17 protein-coding genes are annotated in these 19,470 nt (G+C 56.7%); 7 read left to right on the forward strand and 10 right to left on the reverse strand.

The genetic code is table 11. The features are described from left to right. The first annotated feature begins 418 nt into the window (after positions 1–418). Positions 419–2,737, forward strand: a complete 2,319-nt coding sequence (locus tag ABWO67_RS06115; protein WP_353149007.1) for an EAL domain-containing protein — start codon at positions 419–421, stop codon at positions 2,735–2,737. Positions 2,738–2,743: 6 nt separating this feature from the next. Here ABWO67_RS06115 and lnt read toward each other — a convergent pair whose 3' ends face one another. The 5 genes from lnt to miaB all read right to left on the reverse strand — a co-directional run bounded on the left by lnt (position 2,744) and on the right by miaB (position 8,349). Then, complete coding sequence (gene lnt / locus ABWO67_RS06120; protein ID WP_353149010.1) at positions 2,744–4,396, reverse strand: apolipoprotein N-acyltransferase; 1,653 nt, start codon at positions 4,394–4,396, stop codon at positions 2,744–2,746. Between the two features lie 7 nt (positions 4,397–4,403). After that, positions 4,404–5,291 (reverse strand): CorC family transporter, encoded by an 888-nt coding sequence (locus ABWO67_RS06125; protein ID WP_353149013.1) that lies wholly within the window; start codon positions 5,289–5,291, stop codon positions 4,404–4,406. A 64-nt stretch (positions 5,292–5,355) separates the two neighbouring features. After that, a complete protein-coding gene (ybeY, locus tag ABWO67_RS06130) occupies positions 5,356–5,829 on the reverse strand; it encodes an rRNA maturation RNase YbeY (RefSeq protein ID WP_353149016.1) in 474 nt (157 codons plus the stop codon). Further along, positions 5,819–6,832 (reverse strand): PhoH family protein, encoded by a 1,014-nt coding sequence (locus ABWO67_RS06135; protein ID WP_353149018.1) that lies wholly within the window; start codon positions 6,830–6,832, stop codon positions 5,819–5,821. Before ABWO67_RS06135 ends, ybeY begins: the two co-directional genes overlap by 11 nt. Continuing rightward, entirely contained in the window at positions 6,829–8,349 is a 1,521-nt protein-coding gene (miaB, locus tag ABWO67_RS06140) for a tRNA (N6-isopentenyl adenosine(37)-C2)-methylthiotransferase MiaB (RefSeq protein WP_353149021.1), read from the reverse strand. The genes ABWO67_RS06135 and miaB overlap by 4 nt, the downstream gene beginning before the upstream one ends. A gap of 226 nt (positions 8,350–8,575) precedes the next feature. Between miaB and sorT the strand changes: the two genes are divergently transcribed. After that, positions 8,576–9,811 (forward strand): SorT family sulfite dehydrogenase catalytic subunit, encoded by a 1,236-nt coding sequence (gene sorT, locus ABWO67_RS06145; protein WP_353149023.1) that lies wholly within the window; start codon positions 8,576–8,578, stop codon positions 9,809–9,811. A gap of 105 nt (positions 9,812–9,916) precedes the next feature. Then, positions 9,917–10,258 carry a SorU family sulfite dehydrogenase c-type cytochrome subunit gene (gene sorU, locus ABWO67_RS06150; RefSeq protein WP_353149026.1) on the forward strand — a complete coding sequence of 114 codons (342 nt, stop codon included), beginning with the start codon at positions 9,917–9,919 and terminating at the stop codon, positions 10,256–10,258. 88 nt (positions 10,259–10,346) lie between these two features. Here sorU and secF read toward each other — a convergent pair whose 3' ends face one another. The 5 genes from secF to queA all read right to left on the reverse strand — a co-directional run bounded on the left by secF (position 10,347) and on the right by queA (position 15,866). Then, positions 10,347–11,288 carry a protein translocase subunit SecF gene (gene secF / locus ABWO67_RS06155; protein ID WP_353149029.1) on the reverse strand — a complete coding sequence of 314 codons (942 nt, stop codon included), beginning with the start codon at positions 11,286–11,288 and terminating at the stop codon, positions 10,347–10,349. A 61-nt stretch (positions 11,289–11,349) separates the two neighbouring features. Further along, positions 11,350–13,224: a protein translocase subunit SecD gene (gene secD / locus ABWO67_RS06160; RefSeq protein WP_353149032.1), complete on the reverse strand. Its 1,875-nt coding sequence runs from the start codon at positions 13,222–13,224 to the stop codon at positions 11,350–11,352. 64 nt (positions 13,225–13,288) lie between these two features. Next, on the reverse strand, positions 13,289–13,636 hold the full coding sequence (yajC, locus tag ABWO67_RS06165) for a preprotein translocase subunit YajC (RefSeq protein WP_353149035.1): 348 nt from the start codon (positions 13,634–13,636) through the stop codon (positions 13,289–13,291). Between the two features lie 50 nt (positions 13,637–13,686). Next, entirely contained in the window at positions 13,687–14,823 is a 1,137-nt protein-coding gene (tgt, locus tag ABWO67_RS06170) for a tRNA guanosine(34) transglycosylase Tgt (RefSeq protein WP_353149038.1), read from the reverse strand. After that, positions 14,820–15,866 (reverse strand): tRNA preQ1(34) S-adenosylmethionine ribosyltransferase-isomerase QueA, encoded by a 1,047-nt coding sequence (gene queA, locus ABWO67_RS06175; protein ID WP_353149041.1) that lies wholly within the window; start codon positions 15,864–15,866, stop codon positions 14,820–14,822. The genes tgt and queA overlap by 4 nt, the downstream gene beginning before the upstream one ends. A gap of 184 nt (positions 15,867–16,050) precedes the next feature. Here queA and dacB point away from each other — a divergent pair, with 184 nt between their 5' ends. The 4 genes from dacB to ABWO67_RS06195 all read left to right on the forward strand — a co-directional run bounded on the left by dacB (position 16,051) and on the right by ABWO67_RS06195 (position 19,447). Then, a complete protein-coding gene (gene dacB / locus ABWO67_RS06180) occupies positions 16,051–17,481 on the forward strand; it encodes a D-alanyl-D-alanine carboxypeptidase/D-alanyl-D-alanine endopeptidase (RefSeq protein ID WP_353149089.1) in 1,431 nt (476 codons plus the stop codon). A gap of 112 nt (positions 17,482–17,593) precedes the next feature. Beyond that, entirely contained in the window at positions 17,594–18,232 is a 639-nt protein-coding gene (gene upp / locus ABWO67_RS06185; protein ID WP_353149044.1) for a uracil phosphoribosyltransferase, read from the forward strand. A gap of 113 nt (positions 18,233–18,345) precedes the next feature. Further along, entirely contained in the window at positions 18,346–19,074 is a 729-nt protein-coding gene (locus tag ABWO67_RS06190) for a hypothetical protein (RefSeq protein WP_502929977.1), read from the forward strand. A 55-nt stretch (positions 19,075–19,129) separates the two neighbouring features. Next, positions 19,130–19,447: an ElaB/YgaM/YqjD family protein gene (locus ABWO67_RS06195; RefSeq protein WP_353149046.1), complete on the forward strand. Its 318-nt coding sequence runs from the start codon at positions 19,130–19,132 to the stop codon at positions 19,445–19,447. Positions 19,448–19,470 lie beyond the last annotated feature (23 nt).

The following is a 19,470-nucleotide window of genomic DNA, read 5'->3' on the forward strand; positions in this document are numbered from 1 at the left end:
CCGCTGACCTCTTGCATGCCATGCAAGCGCTCTCCCAGCTGAGCTATACCCCCGTGTTGGCTTGTCCAACGAAGAAGCGAGATTATGCACCATATTTTTAAAGTGCGCAAGTTGGGCCGGGATTTACTGCAAAAACGTTCATCCTCGCGCGCACGGTGTTCTTGGGGGGAATGGTAATTCGACTGCCTTGCAGCCGACATTCGACGCGCCTGGCATTTTGCCTGATTTGAATCAAAGCACGCCATTACGCAATAATTCAATATTACGATTGTGATCATTGCGTGCACATTCCTAGGCCGCGATCGTGGCCCCCCAATTTCCTTTGACCCCACTCTTCATGTCCGATGCCCCGCAACAACATATAGCTAGTTTACCGACCAAGCATGTCATTTCAAGGCTAAGTACCGCCCGAAAAATCATGGGGGCATTCTTGTGTTTGCTGCTATTGGCTGGCGCCAATATCTTTCTGTTGCAAAGCTTGCTGCGTGACTTTCATGCAATGGCAGCTACAGTCAACGTGGCAGGCAAGTTGCGCATCCTTAGCCAGAAAATTGCTGTCGAAACGATGTCGTTGTCTGTAGAGCAAGGGTCCGGTGTCGCCGAAATCGAGCGCAGCATGCGCACATTCGATGTGGTGTTGCAGGCCTTAATCCATGGAGGAACGGTTTTTGGGATTGATATTCAAAAATTGCGCCCGCCTCATGACGAACTCTTGAAAACACTCGAGCTTAATTGGGGCGGTTACCGTCAGGGCGTCCAGAAGGCGCTTGCCATATTGGCGCTGCCTGCCTCCGGTACGGCAGAGAAAACCGCTACGCATCAATGGGTAGGCGGCGACGCGGCCCGCATGCTCGGGCACACAGAAGCGCTTATCGATTCCATCGTCGACGAGCATCAGGCGGCGCAGCGTCAAGTCATGACGGCACTGTATGCCTTGCTGTTCGTCGATGCGTTGATATTATTGCTTGGCTTTGTGGCTCGGCAGGCTTTCAACGGGTGGACCCAGCGCCTGGCGAATCTTATTGTCCGTATCAAGCGCGACAAGCAAAACTTGAAGCAAGCCAAAGCCGACTTCCGTATGGCTTCGTTGGTTTATCAAAACAGCAGCGAAGCCATGGTGGTGACTGACCCCGAAGGCGTCATTGTTAATGTCAATCCGGCCTTTTCAGCCATCACTGGGTATTCTGCCAATGAAGCGCTAGGCGCCAAACTTAGCATCCTGCATTCCGGCCGCCACGATGCCGCGTTTTATCAAGCAATGTGGCAGTCGCTGCTGGCTACCGGAAAATGGGAGGGCGAGATCTGGAACCGAAGCAAGGACGGCCGCGAATATGTTGAACGAATCGTCATCAATACGTCGTATAACGATGACGGGTCGGTGCAATGTCGCATCGGGCTGTTTTCCGACGTTACCCAGAAAATACAGTCGGAAGCATTGATCTGGCGCCAGGCGCATTACGATCATCTGACGGGGGTGCCTAATCGCAAGCTGTTTCAAGACCGCCTGGACGGCGCGATTGCCCGTTCCAGTCTGTCTCGTGGCCGGATGGCGCTGGTGCTCCTGGACTTGGACTTCTTCAAGGAGGTCAACGATACGATGGGCCATGGAATGGGCGACGAGCTCCTCAAAGAAGTGGCTGCGCGGCTAGGCAAATGCGTGCGTGCCACGGATACGGTAGCGCGTCTGGGCGGTGACGAGTTCACCCTTATCCTCGAAGAGGTTGAAGATACCGAAGTGGTCGAACGCCTATGCCGGGATATTTTGCAGGCGCTGGCGCAGCCGTATCAGCTGGCCGAAGACGTGGCGTCGATATCGACGAGTATGGGCGTTAGCTTCTATCCCGACGATGGTCGCACCGCGCAGGAATTGCTCACGAATGTGGACCTGGCCATGTACGCAGCCAAAGAGAGGGGGCGCAACCAGTTCTGTTGCTTTACGCCGCAGATGCGGCAAACAGCCGACAAACGGCGCCGGTTGCTGCGCGACTTGGTGAATGCGTTGCGTGAGGGCCAGTTCGTATTGCACTACCAGCCTATTGTCGAGCTAAGTACGGGGTACATTCGCAAGGCAGAGGCGCTTATCCGATGGAATCATCCCGAGCTTGGCTTGGTGGGTCCTGTCGATTTCATTCCTTTTGCCGAGGATGCGGGCATTATCGTTAAAATAGGCGACTGGGCATTTCGCGAGGCAGCACGGCAAGCGGCATTGTGGCGCAAGTCATACTGCAACGATTTCCAGATCAGTGTAAATGTTTCGCCCGCGCAGTTCATGGCTGGCGGCCTGAGTGACACAGAATGGCTGGGGCATCTTAAGGCGCTGGATTTAACCGGCGACAGTATTGTGGTGGAGATCACCGAAGGTCTGCTCATGGATGCGACTGCTCAAGTCAGCCGCAATCTGCTTGCTTTCCGGGATGCCGGCATACAAGTTGCGCTGGATGATTTCGGCACGGGGTATTCGTCGCTGTCATATTTGAAGAAATTCAATATTGACTACATCAAGATCGACCGGTCCTTCGTCTGCAACCTGGCTCCCGGCACAGGTGACATCGCCTTATGCGAAGCAATCATTGTGATGGCCCATAGGCTGGGCCTGAAGGTAATTGCAGAAGGCGTGGAAACCGTCGAGCAGCGTAATTTATTGATGCAGGCGGGTTGCGATTATGGCCAGGGCCATTTGTTCTCGGCGCCAGTTGACGCCGAGAGTTTTTCCACGTTCCTTGTCACTTCCGCTTGAGCCCGGCTACGGCGCGTCGTTGAAGGCTTGCTCTTGCCCTTTCGGGCGCCGGGTGCGCAGCATCAGGCCTAATAGCAGAATCAGGCCAATCCAGGCCAGGACGGGGGCGTTGCCCCAGCGTACATAAGGTGTCAGGCCAGCCATGCCTTGTACTTCAACGTCCAGCACCCCTTTGCTCATGGGGGCCAAGGCGGCGCGCACTGCGCCGTTCGGGTCGATGGCCGCGGTCATCCCCGTGTTGGTAGCACGCAGCATGGGGCGGGCCGTTTCCAGGGCGCGCATGCGTGAAATCTGAAGATGCTGCCGCAAAGCCCACGAATTGCCGAACCAGCCCAGATTACTGATGTTGATCAGAATGTTGGCGCCCGGGCCGGCGAGTTCGCTGTCGCGTACCGATTGGATGATTTCTTCACCGAAGACGTCTTCGTAGCAAATGTCAGGCGAGATCATTTGCCCATGGATAGGGAATAGTGGTTGTCTTATCGGGCCGCGATTGAAGTCCCCCAGGGGGATTTGCATGGCGGCGACAAACCAGCGGAATCCGGGCGGAATGAATTCGCCGAAGGGGACGAGGTGCTGCTTGTCGTAACGCATGTCGGGATTGCCGGCAAGCAAAGCCGCCAGCGGTGTCTGCGCGTTGAAGCTGATGGCGCTATTGGTGTAGCGATGTTGACCCTGGTGTCGGTCGTGTAGCGGTGCGCCCATCAGTATCTGGGCATTGCGTTCTTTGGCGATATCCAGCCATTGCTGCCACACTTGCGGGGCCACCCTGTTCTGGAATAGCGGTACGACGGTTTCGGGCAACACGATTAATTGCGGTGCGCCATCGGCTGACTTGGGTTCCAGTGCCGCCAACTGCATATAGGAAGCAAGCCCTTCTTCCAGAAGCTGCGGATCGAATTTTTCGGATTGAGGCACATTGCCCTGCACCAGGCGAACGATCATGGGCTCGCCCTGCGGCCTGGACCAGACAATGTGGCTTAGCCCGATGCCGAGCAGGCCGATGATGATTGCGCAGCCCACCCCCACGGCGGCCCTGGCGTCGTTTTTGGTGTCTTTGGCGCAGCCCAGCAGAGCAATGGCCGCCGCTGCAAAAGTGGCGAACCAGGCAAGGCCATAGACACCTACCAGGGGCGCCCAGCTGGCGAGTACGCCTTCAACATGGGCATAGCCGACATTCAGCCAGGGAAAGCCGGTAAACAGCGTGCCGCGCAGCCATTCGGCGAGTGTCCAGCTTGACGCCCAAACCGCTGCAATAAGCAAGTGCCATCCGTAGTTGGAATGCGTGCGCAAATGGCGCGCCGACAGCCAGCGGGACAGCGTTGCGGCTGCCACGATAAACAAGGCTTCGACAGCTGCCAACAACAGCACGGCGGCGCCGGCCAGCGGCGCTGCCATGCCGCCATATTCGTGCATGCTGATAAACAGCCAGTAAAAGCCAAGGGCAAAATTGGCGATGCCAAACAAAAAGGCATTCAGCGCGGCCTGCCGTACCGTGGCGGCCTGGAAAACATAGAACGCCAGAAAGGCCAGGCTGAATATCTGTATGAAAGGCAGGGACCAGGCCGGCAGTGGGCCGGGTGCGAATGACAGCGCATGGATCGCGCCAAGCAGCAGTGATCCGGCGGCTTGCCGATTGAAATGGAAGGAGGGGCTCAAGGGATTGTTACTCGTTGGCGTTGGGGCGAGCGACTGGATCGGGGTTATCCATCTGGATATGAAGCCAGAGCGCCCGCTTGGCGTCTGCGCCAACGACGGTGATGTTCAGGCCTTGATGGCTAATGCTGTCGCCCCGGCGGGGTATGCGCCCCAATTCCGCGGCCAACCAGCCACCCAGTGTGTCGTAGTCGTCGTGCGGCAGGTCGGTGTTGAAACTGCGGTTAAAGATGGGGATTTCGGTAATCCCCATCGCGCGCCAACTGTTGGTGCCGGTCTGGAATATGGTTTTCTCAGCGTCTTCGTCGTATTCGTCTTCGATTTCGCCAACGATTTGTTCCAGTACGTCTTCCATGGTGACCAGGCCTGACGTGCCGCCGTGTTCGTCCACCACAATGGCCAGGTGGTTGCGGCTGCTGCGAAAGTCGTGCAGCAGCACGTTAAGGCGCTTGGTTTCAGGAATGAAGACGGCGGGGCGCACCAGGGGGCGCAGGTCAATGGCGGGGTTGGTGATGGACAGCAATAAGTCTTTCGCCAGCAATATGCCTACGATATTGTCACGGTCATCTTCATACACCGGAAAGCGGGAATGTCCGGTTTCGATGATGTCGGGCAATACTTCGGCCAGCGGCTTGCTGACATCGAGCATATCCATTTTCGAACGCGGCACCATGATGTCGGCGACCGTCTGGTTGGCGACCTCGAGAGCGCCGGAGATCATGGCGTAGGAATCGCCGTCGAGCACTTGCCGGTCATGGGCCGCTTCAAGCACGGCTTTGATGCCGTCGCGGTCTTCGGGCTCGGAAGGCCTCATGAAAGCGGTAAGGCGTTCAAACAAGGATTTGGATGTGGTTTTCGCCGGGCGGGGCTCGGCATCGGGTGAGCTAGGTTCTGACATTGTCCAAGGGACTGGTTATACGGAGTTTTAGCATAACCGAAATTGTAGATCGAGGTTCAGGGCCTTATGACTGATAAGGATCAGAAATCCCCATTTTCTTCAGGATTTCGACTTCCAGCGCTTCCATTTCCTGGGCCTCGTCGGCTTCGATATGGTCGTAACCCAACGCATGCAAGACGCCGTGCACCGTCAGGTGCGCGGCATGATCAAGTAAGGTTTTCTGCTGTTCTTGTGCTTCGCGGTGAAGTACCGGGACGCAAAGCACGATATCGCCTCCTGCTGTCCCGAAGGGATCGACACCATATTCGAAGGTAAGAACATTCGTGGCATAGTCGCGGTTGCGATATTCCCGATTCAGTTCCTGCCCTTCCTGGCTGTCGACCAGGCGCAGGGTAAGCGCCACAGCCGTGAAATCGGGTGCCTGATGGGCACGCACCACGCCATTTACGGCTTGCTGCACCCAGCGGCGCAATCGCCAGCGGGGCAGTTCCGGCGCAGGCATGCCGTACTGTACCGAAAACGAAAGCTCAGCCGGCATGGTCGCCTGCTTTCTCGTAGGCGTCGACAATGCGCGCTACTAAAGGGTGACGCACTACATCACGGCTGGTGAATCGCGTGGTGGCAATACCTTGTACCGACTCAAGCACATCGACGGCATGGGTGAGCCCGCTTAGTTGGCCGCGCGGCAGGTCGACTTGCGACGGGTCGCCATTGATCACTGCTTTGCTCCCGAAGCCGATGCGGGTCAGGAACATTTTCATTTGTTCCGGCGTTGTGTTCTGGGCTTCGTCCAGAATGACGAAGGCATGGTTCAACGTGCGTCCGCGCATGTAGGCCAGCGGTGCGATTTCTATGGTTTGTTTCTCGAATAGGCGCTGGACCCGTTCATAGCCCATCAAGTCGTACAAGGCGTCATACAGCGGCCGCAGGTAGGGGTCGACTTTTTGCACCAGGTCGCCTGGCAGAAAGCCCAGCCGCTCGCCCGCTTCGACCGCGGGGCGGGTAAGCACCAGGCGCTGCACCGTTTCGCGTTCCAGCGCGTCGATGGCGCAGGCAACCGCTAGCCAGGTTTTGCCGGTGCCAGCCGGCCCTACGCCAAAAGTGATGTCATGGCTTTGTATGTGGTTGAGGTATTCGCGCTGATGCGGCGTGCGGGGGCGCAAATCGGTTTTTCGAGTGCGCAGGCTGAAGCTCTGGTCGTTGACGGCCGGCGTATCGGGAATGGGTGCGGGCACAGGAATGACTTCTTCCGATGCCTCCGGTTGGCCGGCGCCCAGTTCCACCAGGCCAAGCTGTATGTCGTCGATGGATAGTGCTTTGTGCACAGCCCGTTGGTGGAACCATTCCAGGGCCTTGCCGGCTGCCTTGGCCTGGTCTCCCGTGATGGCGACCCGGTCGCCGCGGCGATTAAGCGTGACGTTCCAGCCGCTGGCTATTTGACGCAGATTTTCGTCCAGGGGGCCGCAAAGGTTGGCCAGATGGGTATTGTCACCGTCCAGGTGTACGGTAACTGGCGCTTTACTGCGGGCAGTTCGCGTCATGCATTCCCCAGTTCTGGTGGCGCCGCCGTGATGATTTCACCTTTCAGCGTATTGGTCATGGCCTGCACGATGCGGACATCGACCATTTGGCCGATCAGCCGTGGTTGGCCTATGAAATTGACGATGCGGTTGTTTTCAGTGCGGCCTGATAATTCGCCGGGATCGCGCTTGGACGGTTTTTCAACGAGTATGCGCTGCACACTGCCGATCATGGCCTGGCTGATGAGCGCCGCTTGTTCGTTGATCAGCGCTTGCAGTCGGTGAAGTCGGTCCAGCTTTTCCTCTTTGGAAGTGTCGTCTTGCAGGTCGGCTGCGGGCGTGCCGGGGCGGCGCGAATAGATGAAGGAGAACGACTGATCGAAACCGACATCGCGGATGAGCGACATGGTTTTTTCGAAATCGGCTTCGGTTTCCCCAGGAAAGCCAATAATGAAATCCGATGAAAGCGTAAGGCCGGGCCGGGCGGCGCGCAACCGGCGAACGATGGACTTGAACTCTAGTGTCGTATAGCCGCGTTTCATGGCCGACAGAATGGGGTCGCTGCCTGCCTGTACGGGCAAGTGCAAGAAGGGCACCAGCTTGGGCAGTGTGCCGTGGGCCTCAATGAGCCGGGTAGTCATCTCTTTGGGGTGCGATGTCGTGTACCGAATGCGCTCGATGCCTGGGATTTCATGTACGTATTCCAGCAGCATGGCAAAGTCGGCGATTTCGTCGCCATCGCCCATGGGGCCGCGGTACGCATTGACGTTCTGGCCCAGCAGGGTCACTTCTTTTACGCCCTGGTCGGCCAGATCGGCGACTTCCACCAGCACATCGTCGAATGGGCGGGAGACTTCGGCGCCGCGTGTGTAGGGCACCACACAGAAACTACAGTATTTGCTGCAGCCTTCCATGATGGACACAAAGGCAGTGGGGCCATCGACACGGGCCGGCGGCATGGCGTCGAACTTCTCGATTTCGGGAAAACTGATATCGACTTGCGAGCGTCCGGACTCGCGACGTCGCGCAATCAGTTCGGGCAGACGATGCAGGGTCTGAGGACCGAAAACGACGTCGACATAGGGCGCGCGCTTGACGATGGCTTCGCCTTCCTGGCTGGCGACACAGCCGCCTACACCGATGACCAGATTGGGGTTGCTCTTTTTTAGATGCTGAACCCGGCCGAGGTCCGAAAACACTTTTTCTTGGGCTTTTTCCCGCACTGAACAGGTATTGAACAGGATGATGTCGGCTTCTTCAGGGTCTTGGGTGAGTTCCAGGCCCTGGTCTTCGCGCAGCACATCGGCCATCTTGTCAGAGTCGTACTCGTTCATCTGACAGCCGAAGGTGCGAATGAACAACTTACGCGTTTTTGCGGCAGCCGGCGCCGTTTGCGGCGGCGATTCGGGTTCTGTGGGGATAAGAAATTGTTCCGGGGCGCCAGGTTCTGTAGGAAGCAGGAATTGCGTTGCGGCAGGGGTCTGGGCGGTGGGGCTGGCGGCTGCGGCGGCAGGTCGCTTAAGAGTGATTTCTTGCATGATAGTCGCCGTGACGGGTTTATATCCCGGGGGCAGTAAGTGAAACCTTGGATTGTACCGTTTTTGGGTATATGACGGCATTTCAAAACGGCGGACCATTTGTTTTATGACGTACGGCTATATTCATATGTCAATAACCCCTATAATCCACGAAACATTTACAAAACATTGATAATGATCAATGTCGTCTCGTTTTTTGTATTGTATGGAGTCAAGGAGATTGCAAATGAAAGAAATCACCAATATAGGTAGGCGCCGCATGCTTGCGTCGACGGGGGGCGTTATGGCGCTGGCCGGGCTGGCCAGCGTAGGCCGCGCCCATGCTCAGAGTGCCGCGCCAGCCGCAGCAGCCGCACCTGCAGCCGCAAAGGCAAAGTCATTGCCTGCCTATGCCGCCTGGAAAGATCTGAATAGCGTCATCGTCCATAGCGCCAACACAATAGAGACAAAACGCACTGCATTCGGCTCTGGCGTCATTACACCTACCGATCGGCTATTCGTACGCAATAACGTCTCGCCTCCATCGGCCGATATTCTCAACGATCCCGACAGTTGGAAGCTTGAAGTCAACGGGGTGGCCAAACCCCGTACGTTTACGCTCGCAGAACTGAAATCCTTGGGCCTCGCCGCGGTCACCGTGGTATTGCAATGTTCCGGTAATGGCAGGGCGTGGTTCCCTTCCAAACCTAGCGGCACCCAATGGACTGTGGGCGCGGCTGGTTGCGTAGTATTTACCGGTGTACCCGTGGCCGCTGTGCTGGAAGCAGTGGGGGGTATGGCCGATGGCATGGTTTACATGACCAGCACTGGCGGGGAAGAAATTCCCGCAGGTATCGATCCCACCTCCGTGATGGTCGAGCGCTCGGTACCGATTTCCGCAATGAAAGACGCAATCCTGGCTTGGGAAATCAACGGCCAGGCATTGCCACTGGCGCATGGCGGCCCGCTACGCATGATTGTGCCGGGCTATACAGGCGTGAATAACGTCAAGTACATCAAGCAGCTTGCTTTCACCAAAGACCAGTCGCCGGCCAAGATCCAGCAAACGGGCTACCGATTTGCGCCGCTGGGCGCCAAAGGAGAAATGACTCAAGCTTCTATTTGGGAAATGCCGCCGAAGTCATGGATTAATCTGCCTTCCGATGAAAACAAGACAGTGCCTGCTGGACAAGTGCAGGTCAGCGGCGTGGCCATGGGTGGCATGACTGCGGCCAAGTCCATCGAAGTTTCTGTGAATGGCGGAAAAGACTGGCAAAAGGCTGAGTTCATCGGTCCCGATCTGGGCCAATATGCCTGGCGCGAGTTCGTGTTGTCGGTGAAGCTCAAACCCGGCTCATATCAATTGGCTAGCCGCACTACCAACGAAGCAGGTCAGTCCCAGCCTGAAGAAAGGCTGGAAAACAATCGCGGCTATCTGAATAACAGTTGGCGTGACCACATGGTAACGATAACGGTTGCCTAGTTCGTGAGTTGGGTAGGCTGCGCCGGGTGAGCAATAACCCGGTGCGCTGATAAATATGCCCCATTCTGGGGCATATTTTTGCTTATTATTTATCAGGATGTTGTTATGAAAGATTTGATATGGCCCAAGGTGGTCGGGGGGCTATTAGTCTGTTTGAGTGGGGTCAGCTTTGCCGCCGGCCCTGATGCAGCGCAATTGGAACTCGGCAAGACACTGTTCAAAACTGGCGCTGTGCCTGCCTGTGCAGTGTGCCACACACTTGAAGATGCTGAAGCCATAGGCACCATAGGCCCCGATCTGGATGAACTCAAGCCAGGTTTTGAGCAAGTCAAAAAAATGGTGCAGGAAGGGGCGGGCGCGATGCCCGCATTTGCAGAGACGCTGGATGAAAAATCCATCGACGCGATCTCCGCCTATGTGGTGCATGCAACAGGCGGCACTCAATAACGTACGTCTGGTCTTGAAATCAGGCAATAAAAAAGCACCATGCATGGTGCTTTTTGTTTTTAGCATGACGGGGTAGCCCCGTCATTGCTTACCCTTCGCTGATTTCAGCGCTAGGGTCATCTTTTTTGACAGGCTTGACCATGTCTTCGCGTTTTACGCCCAGCCACATGGCAATGGCGGCGGCAACGAATACCGAAGAATAAATCCCGAACCAGATGCCTATGGTCAGCGCCAGCGCGAAGTAGTGCAGTGTCGGACCGCCAAAAAACAGCATGGCCAGCACCATCATTTGTGTCGAACCGTGGGTGATCATGGTGCGGGAAATGGTTTGGGTAATGGCGCTATTGATCACTTCCTGCACAGACGCCTTGCGCTGTTTACGGAAGTTTTCGCGGATCCGGTCCATGATGACCACGGATTCGTTTACGGAATACCCAAGTACGGCCAGAACGCCCGCCAATACCGAGAGTGAAAACTCCCATTGGAAGAACGCGAAGAAGCCCAGGATGATGACCACGTCGTGCAGGTTGGCGACCACCCCCGCCACGGCAAATTTCCATTCGAAACGGAATGCCAAGTACAGCATGATGCCGATTACCACGCAGAGCAGCGCCATCAGCCCGTTATGGACAAGTTCTTGTCCGACTTGCGGCCCAACGAATTCAACCCGCCGCAGCTCGACATCCGGGTGCTTGGCCTTGAGGGCTTCGACGACGATGTCGCTTTGCGAGGCTGAAGTTTCGCCTTCGCGCAGCGGCAGGCGGATCATGACGTCCTGCGAAGTGCCAAAGTTTTGTACCTGGAAGTCGGTATAGCCCAAGCCGTTGATGGCGCTACGGATATCCTCCACTTGCGCTGTTTGGGCGTAGTGGACTTCCATGACCGTGCCGCCGGTAAATTCGATGGACAGGTGGAAGCCGCGGGTTGCAATAAAAAATACGGCGGCGACAAACGTGATAAGGCTTATCAGGTTCAGCACCAGCGCGTGGCGCATAAAAGGAATGGTGCGGTGGATGCGGAAAAATTCCATGTGTCTTTCTTGCCTGAATTTGGTAAATGGGCGGCACGCATAAAGCGTACCGCGCTACGGCTTAGTCTTGTTTTGGCTTCCAGATCTGGCCGATGGAGACGGTTTGCAGCTTGCGCTGGCGGCCGTACCAAAGGTTGACCAAGGCGCGAACCCCGACGATGGACGAGAACATCGAGGTCAGGATCCCTATGCAATGGACGACGGCAAAGCCGCGTACAGGCCCGGTGCCAAACGCCAGCAGCGACAGCCCTACGATCAGTGTCGTGAGGTTGGAGTCAAGAATGGTGCCCCAGGCGCGCTCGAAGCCCAAGTGTATGGCCTGTTGCGGGGGCAGGCCGGCCCGCAGCTCTTCCCGGATCCGTTCGTTGATCAGTACGTTCGAGTCAATGGCCATGCCCAGCGTCAGGGCAATAGCCGCGATGCCTGGCAAAGTTAGCGTGGCCTGCAGCATGGACAGCACGGCGAGCAGCAGCAATACGTTAAAGGCCAGGCCCAGCGTCGAAAACACCCCGAACAGACGGTAGTAAACGATGATGAAGATGGCAATGGCGATAAAGCCGTACAAGGTCGAATAAAAGCCCTTGGCGATATTGTCGGCGCCCAGGCTTGGGCCTATGGTGCGCTCTTCAATGATTTCCATTGGTGCGGCCAATGCGCCGGCGCGCAGCAGCAAGGACGTATCGGCAGCTTCTTGTGCCGACATGCTGCCGGTGATTTGCACTTGGCCGCCTGGAATTTCGCTGCGAATGACGGGCGCGGTGACGACCTGGCCCTTACCCTGCTCGAACAGGACGATAGCCATGCGCTTGTTGATGTTGTTGCGGGTAACGTCGCGGAAAATGCGTGAACCCTTGGCATCCAGCGTCAGGTTGACGGAGGGCTGCTGTGTTTGTTGATCGCGCCCAGGCTGGGCGTCTTGCAGGTTTTCACCAGTCAGTATGACTTGGCGGCGCAACAGTAGGGGTCGGCCATCGCGGTCGGTGTAGCGTTCCAGGCCGAACGGCACTGTGCCGCTGGCAAGGGCTGCGGTAGCGGAAGGCGAGTCGTCGACCATGCGGATTTCAAGTGTCGCGGTGCGGCCCAGGATTTCCTTGGCTTTGGCGACGTCTTGCACGCCAGGCAGTTGCACGACGATGCGATCGGCGCCTTGCTGCTGGATAATGGGCTCGGCTACGCCAAGTTCATTGATCCGGTTATGCAGCGTTGTGATGTTTTGCTTCAGGGCATTGCTTTGCACCTGGGTTACGGCAGTGTCGGTGAGCTTGCCGGTCAGGATGAACTTGCCGCCGCTTTCACCACTGTTGGTGAACTGCATGTCGGGCATGGCACGCCGCAACTCCGAGGCCGCGGCGCTGCGGTCATCGGCACTTTCGAAGGACGATACGATGGATAAGTCGCTGCGTTCTATGTTGGCAACTTTAACTTTGGCTTCGCGCAAGGTATTGCGGGCATCGCTGGCCAGCGAGTCATAGCGGCCGGTCAGTGCGCCATGCATATCGACTTGCAGCAGGAAGTGGACGCCGCCGCGCAAATCCAGGCCTAGATACATGGGGTTGGCATTAAGGGCGGTAAGCCAGTTCGGCGATGCAGGCAACAGATTCAGGGCGACTGTGTAGTCAGCATTCGTGGGGTCGGGGTTGAGCGTTTTTTCTATCAGGTCTTTGGCTTTGAGCTGCACGTCAGTGGAGTCAAACCGGGCTCTGACCGTACCAATAGGACCATTTTGCTCGAAATAGGCGCCTGTAGGAGTAATGTTGCCGCTTTTAAGTATGTCTTCGACTCGGCTGAGCACATTCTGGTCGATTTTGACGGTGGACTTGGCGCCCGCGATCTGGACCGCCGGGGATTCCCCAAAAAAATTGGGTAGCGTATACAGTATGCCTATTACCAAGGCCACTGCTACGGTGAGGTATTTCCAAAGAGGATAACGGTTCATCGTCAATCAACAACTTAAAGCGGGGAAAAAACCCCAGACTGGTGCCCGGGGTGCGCACATCGGATCAGAGCGCCTTGATCGTGCCCTTGGGCAGGACTGACGTTACAGCGGTCCGTTGCAGAACCGTTTCCACTGGCTTGTCGGCCAGCGTGCTGATTTCAAGGGTGATGTAGCTATCGCTGACCTTGGTAACCTTGCCAAGCAAGCCGCCCGAAGTAATGACTTCGTCGCCTTTAGCCAGCGCCGATACCATATTGCGGTGCTCTTTCTGACGCTTCATTTGTGGACGAATCATCAAAAAGTAAAGAATAACGAACATCAAGATGATGGGCAGCATGCCCATCAAGGCGTTTTCTCCGCCGCCCGTAGCGGCTTGGGCGGTAATCAGTGTCAAGGTGTCAATAGCGGCCATCGGGTACTCCTGAGGTTTTTGGATAACTCTGTATTGTAGCGATATCTTGCCTATTCGATACCGCGTGCGCGGTCACGGGCAAATTGCTCGCGCCATGCGTCGAATCGGCCAGCGGCAATAGCGTCACGCATTTCTTGCATGATAGTCAGGTAAAAATGCAAATTGTGCAACGTATTGAGGCGCGAACCGGAGATTTCATTGGACCGTTGCAAATGGTGCAAATAAGACCTGGAAAAGCTGCGGCAAGTGTGGCAGGCGCAGCCTGAGTCCAGTGGCCGGGTGTCGTCGCGATATCGAGCGTTGCGTATCTTTATATCGCCAAAACGGGTAAATAGCCAGCCATTGCGCGCGTTGCGAGTCGGCATGACACAGTCGAACATGTCAACGCCCCGGCTGACGCCTTCGACCAGATCTTCGGGCGTTCCCACACCCATAAGATAGCGTGGAGCGAGCTCGGGCAGGCGCGGCGCTACATGGGCCAGGATGCGCATCATGTCTTCTTTGGGTTCGCCCACCGACAGCCCGCCGATGGCATAGCCTTCGAAGCCGATATCCTGCAGCCCTGCCAGCGACTCATCGCGTAAGTGTTCGAACATGCCGCCCTGGACAATGCCAAACAGGGCGTTGGGATTTTCTTGTTGCAGAAAGGCCTGACGCGAACGCTTGGCCCAACGCAGCGACATGCGCATGGAGGCTGCTGCTTCTTCGGTAGTGGCGGGGCGGCCATCTATCAGATAGGGCGTGCATTCGTCGAACACCATTGCGATGTCGGAATTGAGGGCCCGCTGGATGCGCATGGACTCTTCCGGTGTAAGGAAGAGTTTGGAGCCGTCGATAGGGGAGGCGAATTTCACGCCTTCTTCGGTAATCTTGCGCATGCCGTGCAGGCTGAAGACCTGGAAGCCGCCCGAGTCGGTCAGTATGGGTTTGTCCCATTGCATGAAGCCGTGCAGCCCGCCATGTTTTTCCATGACTTCAGTGCCTGGACGCAGCCACAAATGGAAAGTATTGCCCAGGATGATTTGTGCGCCGACCTCTTCAAGTTCGTGCGGCAGCATGGCTTTGACGCTGCCATATGTGCCCACGGGCATGAATATAGGGGTTTGAACCACGCCGTGGTTAAGGGTGATCTGGCCGCGGCGCGCGGCGCCATCGGTGGCCAGCAGCTTGAACTGTAAACCGGTCATTGCTTGGAAGATTCTATGAACATGGCATCGCCGTAACTGAAGAAGCGATACCGGGATTGGACAGCATGCGCGTAAGCGCGCTGTATGGGTTCCATGCCCGCCAGGGCCGACACCAGCATCAGCAAGGTCGATTGCGGCAGGTGGAAATTGGTGAGTAGGGCGTCAACCCAGGAAAACACATAACCGGGCGTAATAAACAGCCGAGTGTCGCCTTCGAATGGGCCGTCCTGATTGGTATCGGTCGCGTCTCGCGCCGCTGATTCCAGTGCGCGCACGCTGGTTGTGCCGATGGCGACCACCCGGCCTCCGGCGGCACGTGTCGCCTTGATCTTTGCAACGGTTTCGGCCGGCACGCGGTAGCGTTCGGCGTGCATGATGTGATCCGCAAGATTTTGGGTGCGCACCGGCTGGAACGTGCCCGCGCCGACATGCAGTGTTACAAAAGCCTGGTTTATGCCTTGGGAGGCCAGCGTGGCCAACATGGCCTCGTCAAAGTGCAGCCCAGCAGTGGGCGCCGCGACAGCACCGGGTTCGCGCGCATAAACGGTTTGATAGCGCTCGTCGTCTTCGTTTTCGGCGGCATGCTCGATGTAAGGCGGCAATGGAGTGGCGCCATATTGATCGAGCAAGTCCAGTACGCTTTCAGGGAACTCCAGTTCGAAGAGTTCGCCTTCGCGTCCGATTACCGTGACTGCGAAGGCGTTTGCCAGTATCAAGGTGCCGCCGGGTTTGGGCGACTTGCTTGCCTTGACATGGGCCAGGACCCGATTGGTGTCTGTAATGCGTTCAACCAGGACTTCAACCTTGCCTCCGCTGGCCTTTTGGCCAAGCAGCCTGGCCTTGATGACACGGGTGTCATTGAAGACTAATAGGTCGTTGGGCCTTAGCAGGCTGGGCAGATCGATAAACTGCCGATCATGCAAGGCGCTGCTTGCGTCCAGATGAAGCAGGCGGCTTTCGACGCGCTGGGCAGCCGGAAATTGGGCAATAAGTTCCTGTGGCAGTTCGTAATTGAACTGGGAAAGTTCAAGGCTAGGGTTCACGCGTGAGGTCTTTGATGTGGACGCAGGTGCTGCGTCCGAAATGAGATTTGAGCTGTATTTTAAGCTGTTGTTTCGGATTTTTGCCTAAACAGCGTACTAAACGGGACTTCTTTGGTTATGCTGATGCTTTTTCCAGGATCGAAGCATCATGTCTTTGTTGGCGCTGCGGCTGTGGGTAGAACATCTGAAAAGGGCCAGTCGGCAGTCGGCAAAGGGCCTGGTTTGCGTTATTGCCGGGTTGTTTGCTGCCCAGGCGCAGGCGCAGGGTTTGCCGCCCGATTTGCAGAAAATTTGGCGGGCAAGCAAACTGCCCGATAGCGCCATTTCCCTTGTGGTCCAAGAGGTAGGCGGGCCGCGCCTGATGTCCTTGAATGCAACCGAGCCTCGCAACCCGGCTTCGGTCATGAAAATGGTCACAACCTGGACTGCGTTATCGGGCTTGGGCCCTGACTATACGTGGCGCACCGCATTCTTCGCCAAAGGGGGCGGCCAGATCGACGATCAGGGCAGTCTGGCAGGTCCTTTATACCTGAAGGCGGGCGGCGATCCCTTGTTGACAGTCCAGGAGCTATGGGGGCTGTTGCGCGAGTTGCGCTTGCGTGGCATTAAGAACCTGACGGAAGTCGTGGTCGATCGCTCCCGGTTCGGCCGTGTCAGCATTAATCCCGGCGAGTTTGACGGCGCTGCGGACCGGCCGTACAACGCCAGCCCGGACGCCATGATGGTTGGATTGGGCGCTGTGCGTCTGTTGTTTCAGCCAAATCAGCAAACCCGCAAGTGGATACCCATCATCGATCCTCCCGTGCAGGGCATACGTGTCAGCGGCGAGATCAACTGGAGTACCGTGGCTTGCCCCGGCTCCCCTTCGATTGCGACGCAAGTGGTGCCATCCGGGCGGGATGTCGTTATCAACATCAGCGGCACGGCGGCGGGTTCATGCGGCGAATTCAGCGTATACCGACTGGCGTTATCGCAGCCGGATTACTTCTCTGCCTTGTTCCAGATGCTATGGAAAGAACTGGGCGGCACGCTGGCCAAGGGGATACGGGACGGCAAGCTAGCCGCTGGCGTCGAGCCGGTGGTGTGGCACGACTCCGAGCCGTTGGCCAATACGATACGTCAGATCAATAAGCAAAGTAACAACGTTATGGCGCGTACCTTGTTCTTGACGCTTGGCGCTGAACGCATGGGCGCTGGCGCGACCCCCCAAACTGGCGCGAGCGCCGCGCTTGCTGTGCTGAACGGACAAAAGGTCGATACACGCGGCTGGGTATTGGATAATGGTGCCGGCTTGTCCCGCGAGGGGCGGGTAACGGCCGATGGCCTGGCTGGCATGCTTGACACCGCCTGGCATTCGCCGTTGATGCCAGAATTCATTTCATCTCTGGCGATTTCGGGTGTGGATGGGACGGTAAAGCGGCGTTTGCGAGACGACGAAGTCAAAGGCATGGCCCATCTTAAGACCGGGACGTTGCGCGATGTGCGCGCCCTGGCAGGCTATGTGCTGGGGGCTAGCGGTAAACGCTACGTTTTGGTCAGCATCGTCAACGATGATCGCTCCGCGGGAGTGCGAGCCTTTGATGATGCCCTGGTCAGCTGGCTGGCCGCGCGATAGACAGTCATAATGTATCAACAAGCAAGCCTATGGCTTGCGGTCGGGATGCGGCGATATTGTTGGCCGCCGCGCCGCCGGCTTTTCATCATTCTTTTTGCAGGAAGTCCCATCCATGCCCATACATGAAATTCGCCATCCTTTAATACGGCACAAACTTGGGCTGATGCGCCGCGCCGACTTAAGCACTAAAAACTTTCGCGAAATGTCGCAAGAAGTCGCCGCCTTGCTGACATACGAAGCATGCAAGGATTTGCCCTTGGAGCCCACCAGCATAGAAGGCTGGTGCGGCACCGTTGCCGTCGAGAAACTGGCGGGCAAGAAAGTAACCGTGGTGCCGATATTGCGGGCAGGCATAGGCATGCTTGATGGGGTATTAAGCCTGATTCCGGGCGCCAAGGTCAGCGCCGTCGGTATTGCCCGAAATGAAGAAACCCTGCAGGCGCAAACCTACCTGGAGCGCCTGGTAGGCCAACTGGATCAGCGTCTGGCCCTGATCATTGATCCGATGCTCGCTACGGGCGGCTCCATGGTTGCTACGATAGATCTGCTTAAAAAAGCCGGGTGCGTCAATATTCGCGCGCTTGTGCTGGTGGCGGCGCCTGAAGGCATCAAGGCAGTCGAGACCCATCATCCTGACGTGGACATCTATACCGCGTCGATCGACAATTGCCTGGATGAAAATGGCTATATCGTGCCGGGTTTGGGCGATGCCGGCGACCGAATTTTCGGGACGCGCCAGAAGGATGCCTGAAGCGGGATGGTCGCGAGCAATAAAGACTAGTAATTACTTACGTTTGATGCTCTTTTGTCGGAAACGCGCCTGGTAAATGCGTTAGTATGAAGTTCAGCGATCCCAAGGGGGCAGTGCTTATGCGGTTTGTACAGTATGTTGGCGTAGCAGTAGCGGCATTGATGTTGGCTTCAGGGTCGGCGCATGCTGGACTTTGCCAAGCTCCCTTCATGCACGATGGTGGGCAGGCCCAGCTTAGTGGTTCTGGCGGTATGCAAATGGGCGCCGATTTGGCGTTTTCCGAAGTCAAGACACACGACGGCGACAGTTGCGAGGCCCGAGTGCAGGGCGTCGCGACCTTCGGCCTGGCCGGCTTGCCGCCCAGCAAGTCTTCACTGGACTACTGGATGTCGGTAAAAAACGGCAAGGCCAGTTTCGAGCGCCTTAATGCGCAAGGCAAGCGCGAACCTGTCAACGGTAAATTCGATTTGCGCATGCTGGGTTTATTCGCATACGGCGAACCCATTGCCAAAGCGGGCCAAACCTTTCCCGCTATGCGTTTCCAGATCAATATCGACCACAAAACCGTGCAGACCCAACCTATCGTGGTCAATACTGGGCTCAAGAAAGTGGGCGACCGTCAAACTATAGCAACAGCCTCCGGGAACCTTTCTTGCTGGCCCATTCGCTATACACGCATTACCGACCCTACTCAGGCGTCTTTTAACGGGCTGGTGCTTCCTGTGCCCGGCATGACCTCGGCAGTTACCGACTGGTTCTGCCCCGATGTGCAAATGGTCATGAAACAGGAAAGCGAACAAAGCGGGGTGGCATCGGTGGTCGAAGTCACGAAACTTCGTTAGTGTTGAAGTTACTTCCCTTAGTTGTATTAACCTATTTTTGTATCAGGAGCTAATCATGGCGACAAAGAAAAATGTAGCAGCCTCGGAAGAGGACTTCATCGACAGCGTGAAAGAAAGCTTGGACGATGCAGAAAAACTGCTTCGCGAAGCAGCCTCAAGCACTGGCGACAAAGCTGCCGAGCTTCGTGAGCGCGCCATGCAGTCGTTGCGACACACCCGTGAAGCGCTGTATGACACGCAAGACGCCTTGCTCGAACGCGGCCGCCGGGCGGCTCGTGTCACCGACGATTATGTTCACGACAATCCTTGGCAGGCCATAGGGATGGCAGGCCTGGCTGGTGTACTTATCGGTGCGCTTATCTGCCGTCGTTAATACGTCGTTAATAAAGAAAAGGG

The sequence above is a fragment of the Pollutimonas bauzanensis genome, from assembly GCF_040393045.1.
Taxonomy (GTDB): Bacteria; Pseudomonadota; Gammaproteobacteria; order Burkholderiales; family Burkholderiaceae_B; genus Pollutimonas; species Pollutimonas bauzanensis_A.

Bases quoted from the DNA above. Each gene is read 5' to 3' on its own strand.
- ABWO67_RS06115 (WP_353149007.1), top strand. From the start codon at position 419: ATGGGGGCATTCTTGTGTTTGCTGCTATTGGCTGGCGCCAATATCTTT.
- ABWO67_RS06125 (WP_353149013.1), bottom strand. From the start codon at position 5,291: ATGTCAGAACCTAGCTCACCCGATGCCGAGCCCCGCCCGGCGAAAACC.
- ybeY (WP_353149016.1), bottom strand. From the start codon at position 5,829: ATGCCGGCTGAGCTTTCGTTTTCGGTACAGTACGGCATGCCTGCGCCG.
- ABWO67_RS06135 (WP_353149018.1), bottom strand. From the start codon at position 6,832: ATGACGCGAACTGCCCGCAGTAAAGCGCCAGTTACCGTACACCTGGAC.
- miaB (WP_353149021.1), bottom strand. From the start codon at position 8,349: ATGCAAGAAATCACTCTTAAGCGACCTGCCGCCGCAGCCGCCAGCCCC.
- sorT (WP_353149023.1), top strand. From the start codon at position 8,576: ATGAAAGAAATCACCAATATAGGTAGGCGCCGCATGCTTGCGTCGACG.
- sorU (WP_353149026.1), top strand. From the start codon at position 9,917: ATGAAAGATTTGATATGGCCCAAGGTGGTCGGGGGGCTATTAGTCTGT.
- secF (WP_353149029.1), bottom strand. From the start codon at position 11,288: ATGGAATTTTTCCGCATCCACCGCACCATTCCTTTTATGCGCCACGCG.
- secD (WP_353149032.1), bottom strand. From the start codon at position 13,224: ATGAACCGTTATCCTCTTTGGAAATACCTCACCGTAGCAGTGGCCTTG.
- yajC (WP_353149035.1), bottom strand. From the start codon at position 13,636: ATGGCCGCTATTGACACCTTGACACTGATTACCGCCCAAGCCGCTACG.
- tgt (WP_353149038.1), bottom strand. From the start codon at position 14,823: ATGACCGGTTTACAGTTCAAGCTGCTGGCCACCGATGGCGCCGCGCGC.
- upp (WP_353149044.1), top strand. From the start codon at position 17,594: ATGCCCATACATGAAATTCGCCATCCTTTAATACGGCACAAACTTGGG.
- ABWO67_RS06195 (WP_353149046.1), top strand. From the start codon at position 19,130: ATGGCGACAAAGAAAAATGTAGCAGCCTCGGAAGAGGACTTCATCGAC.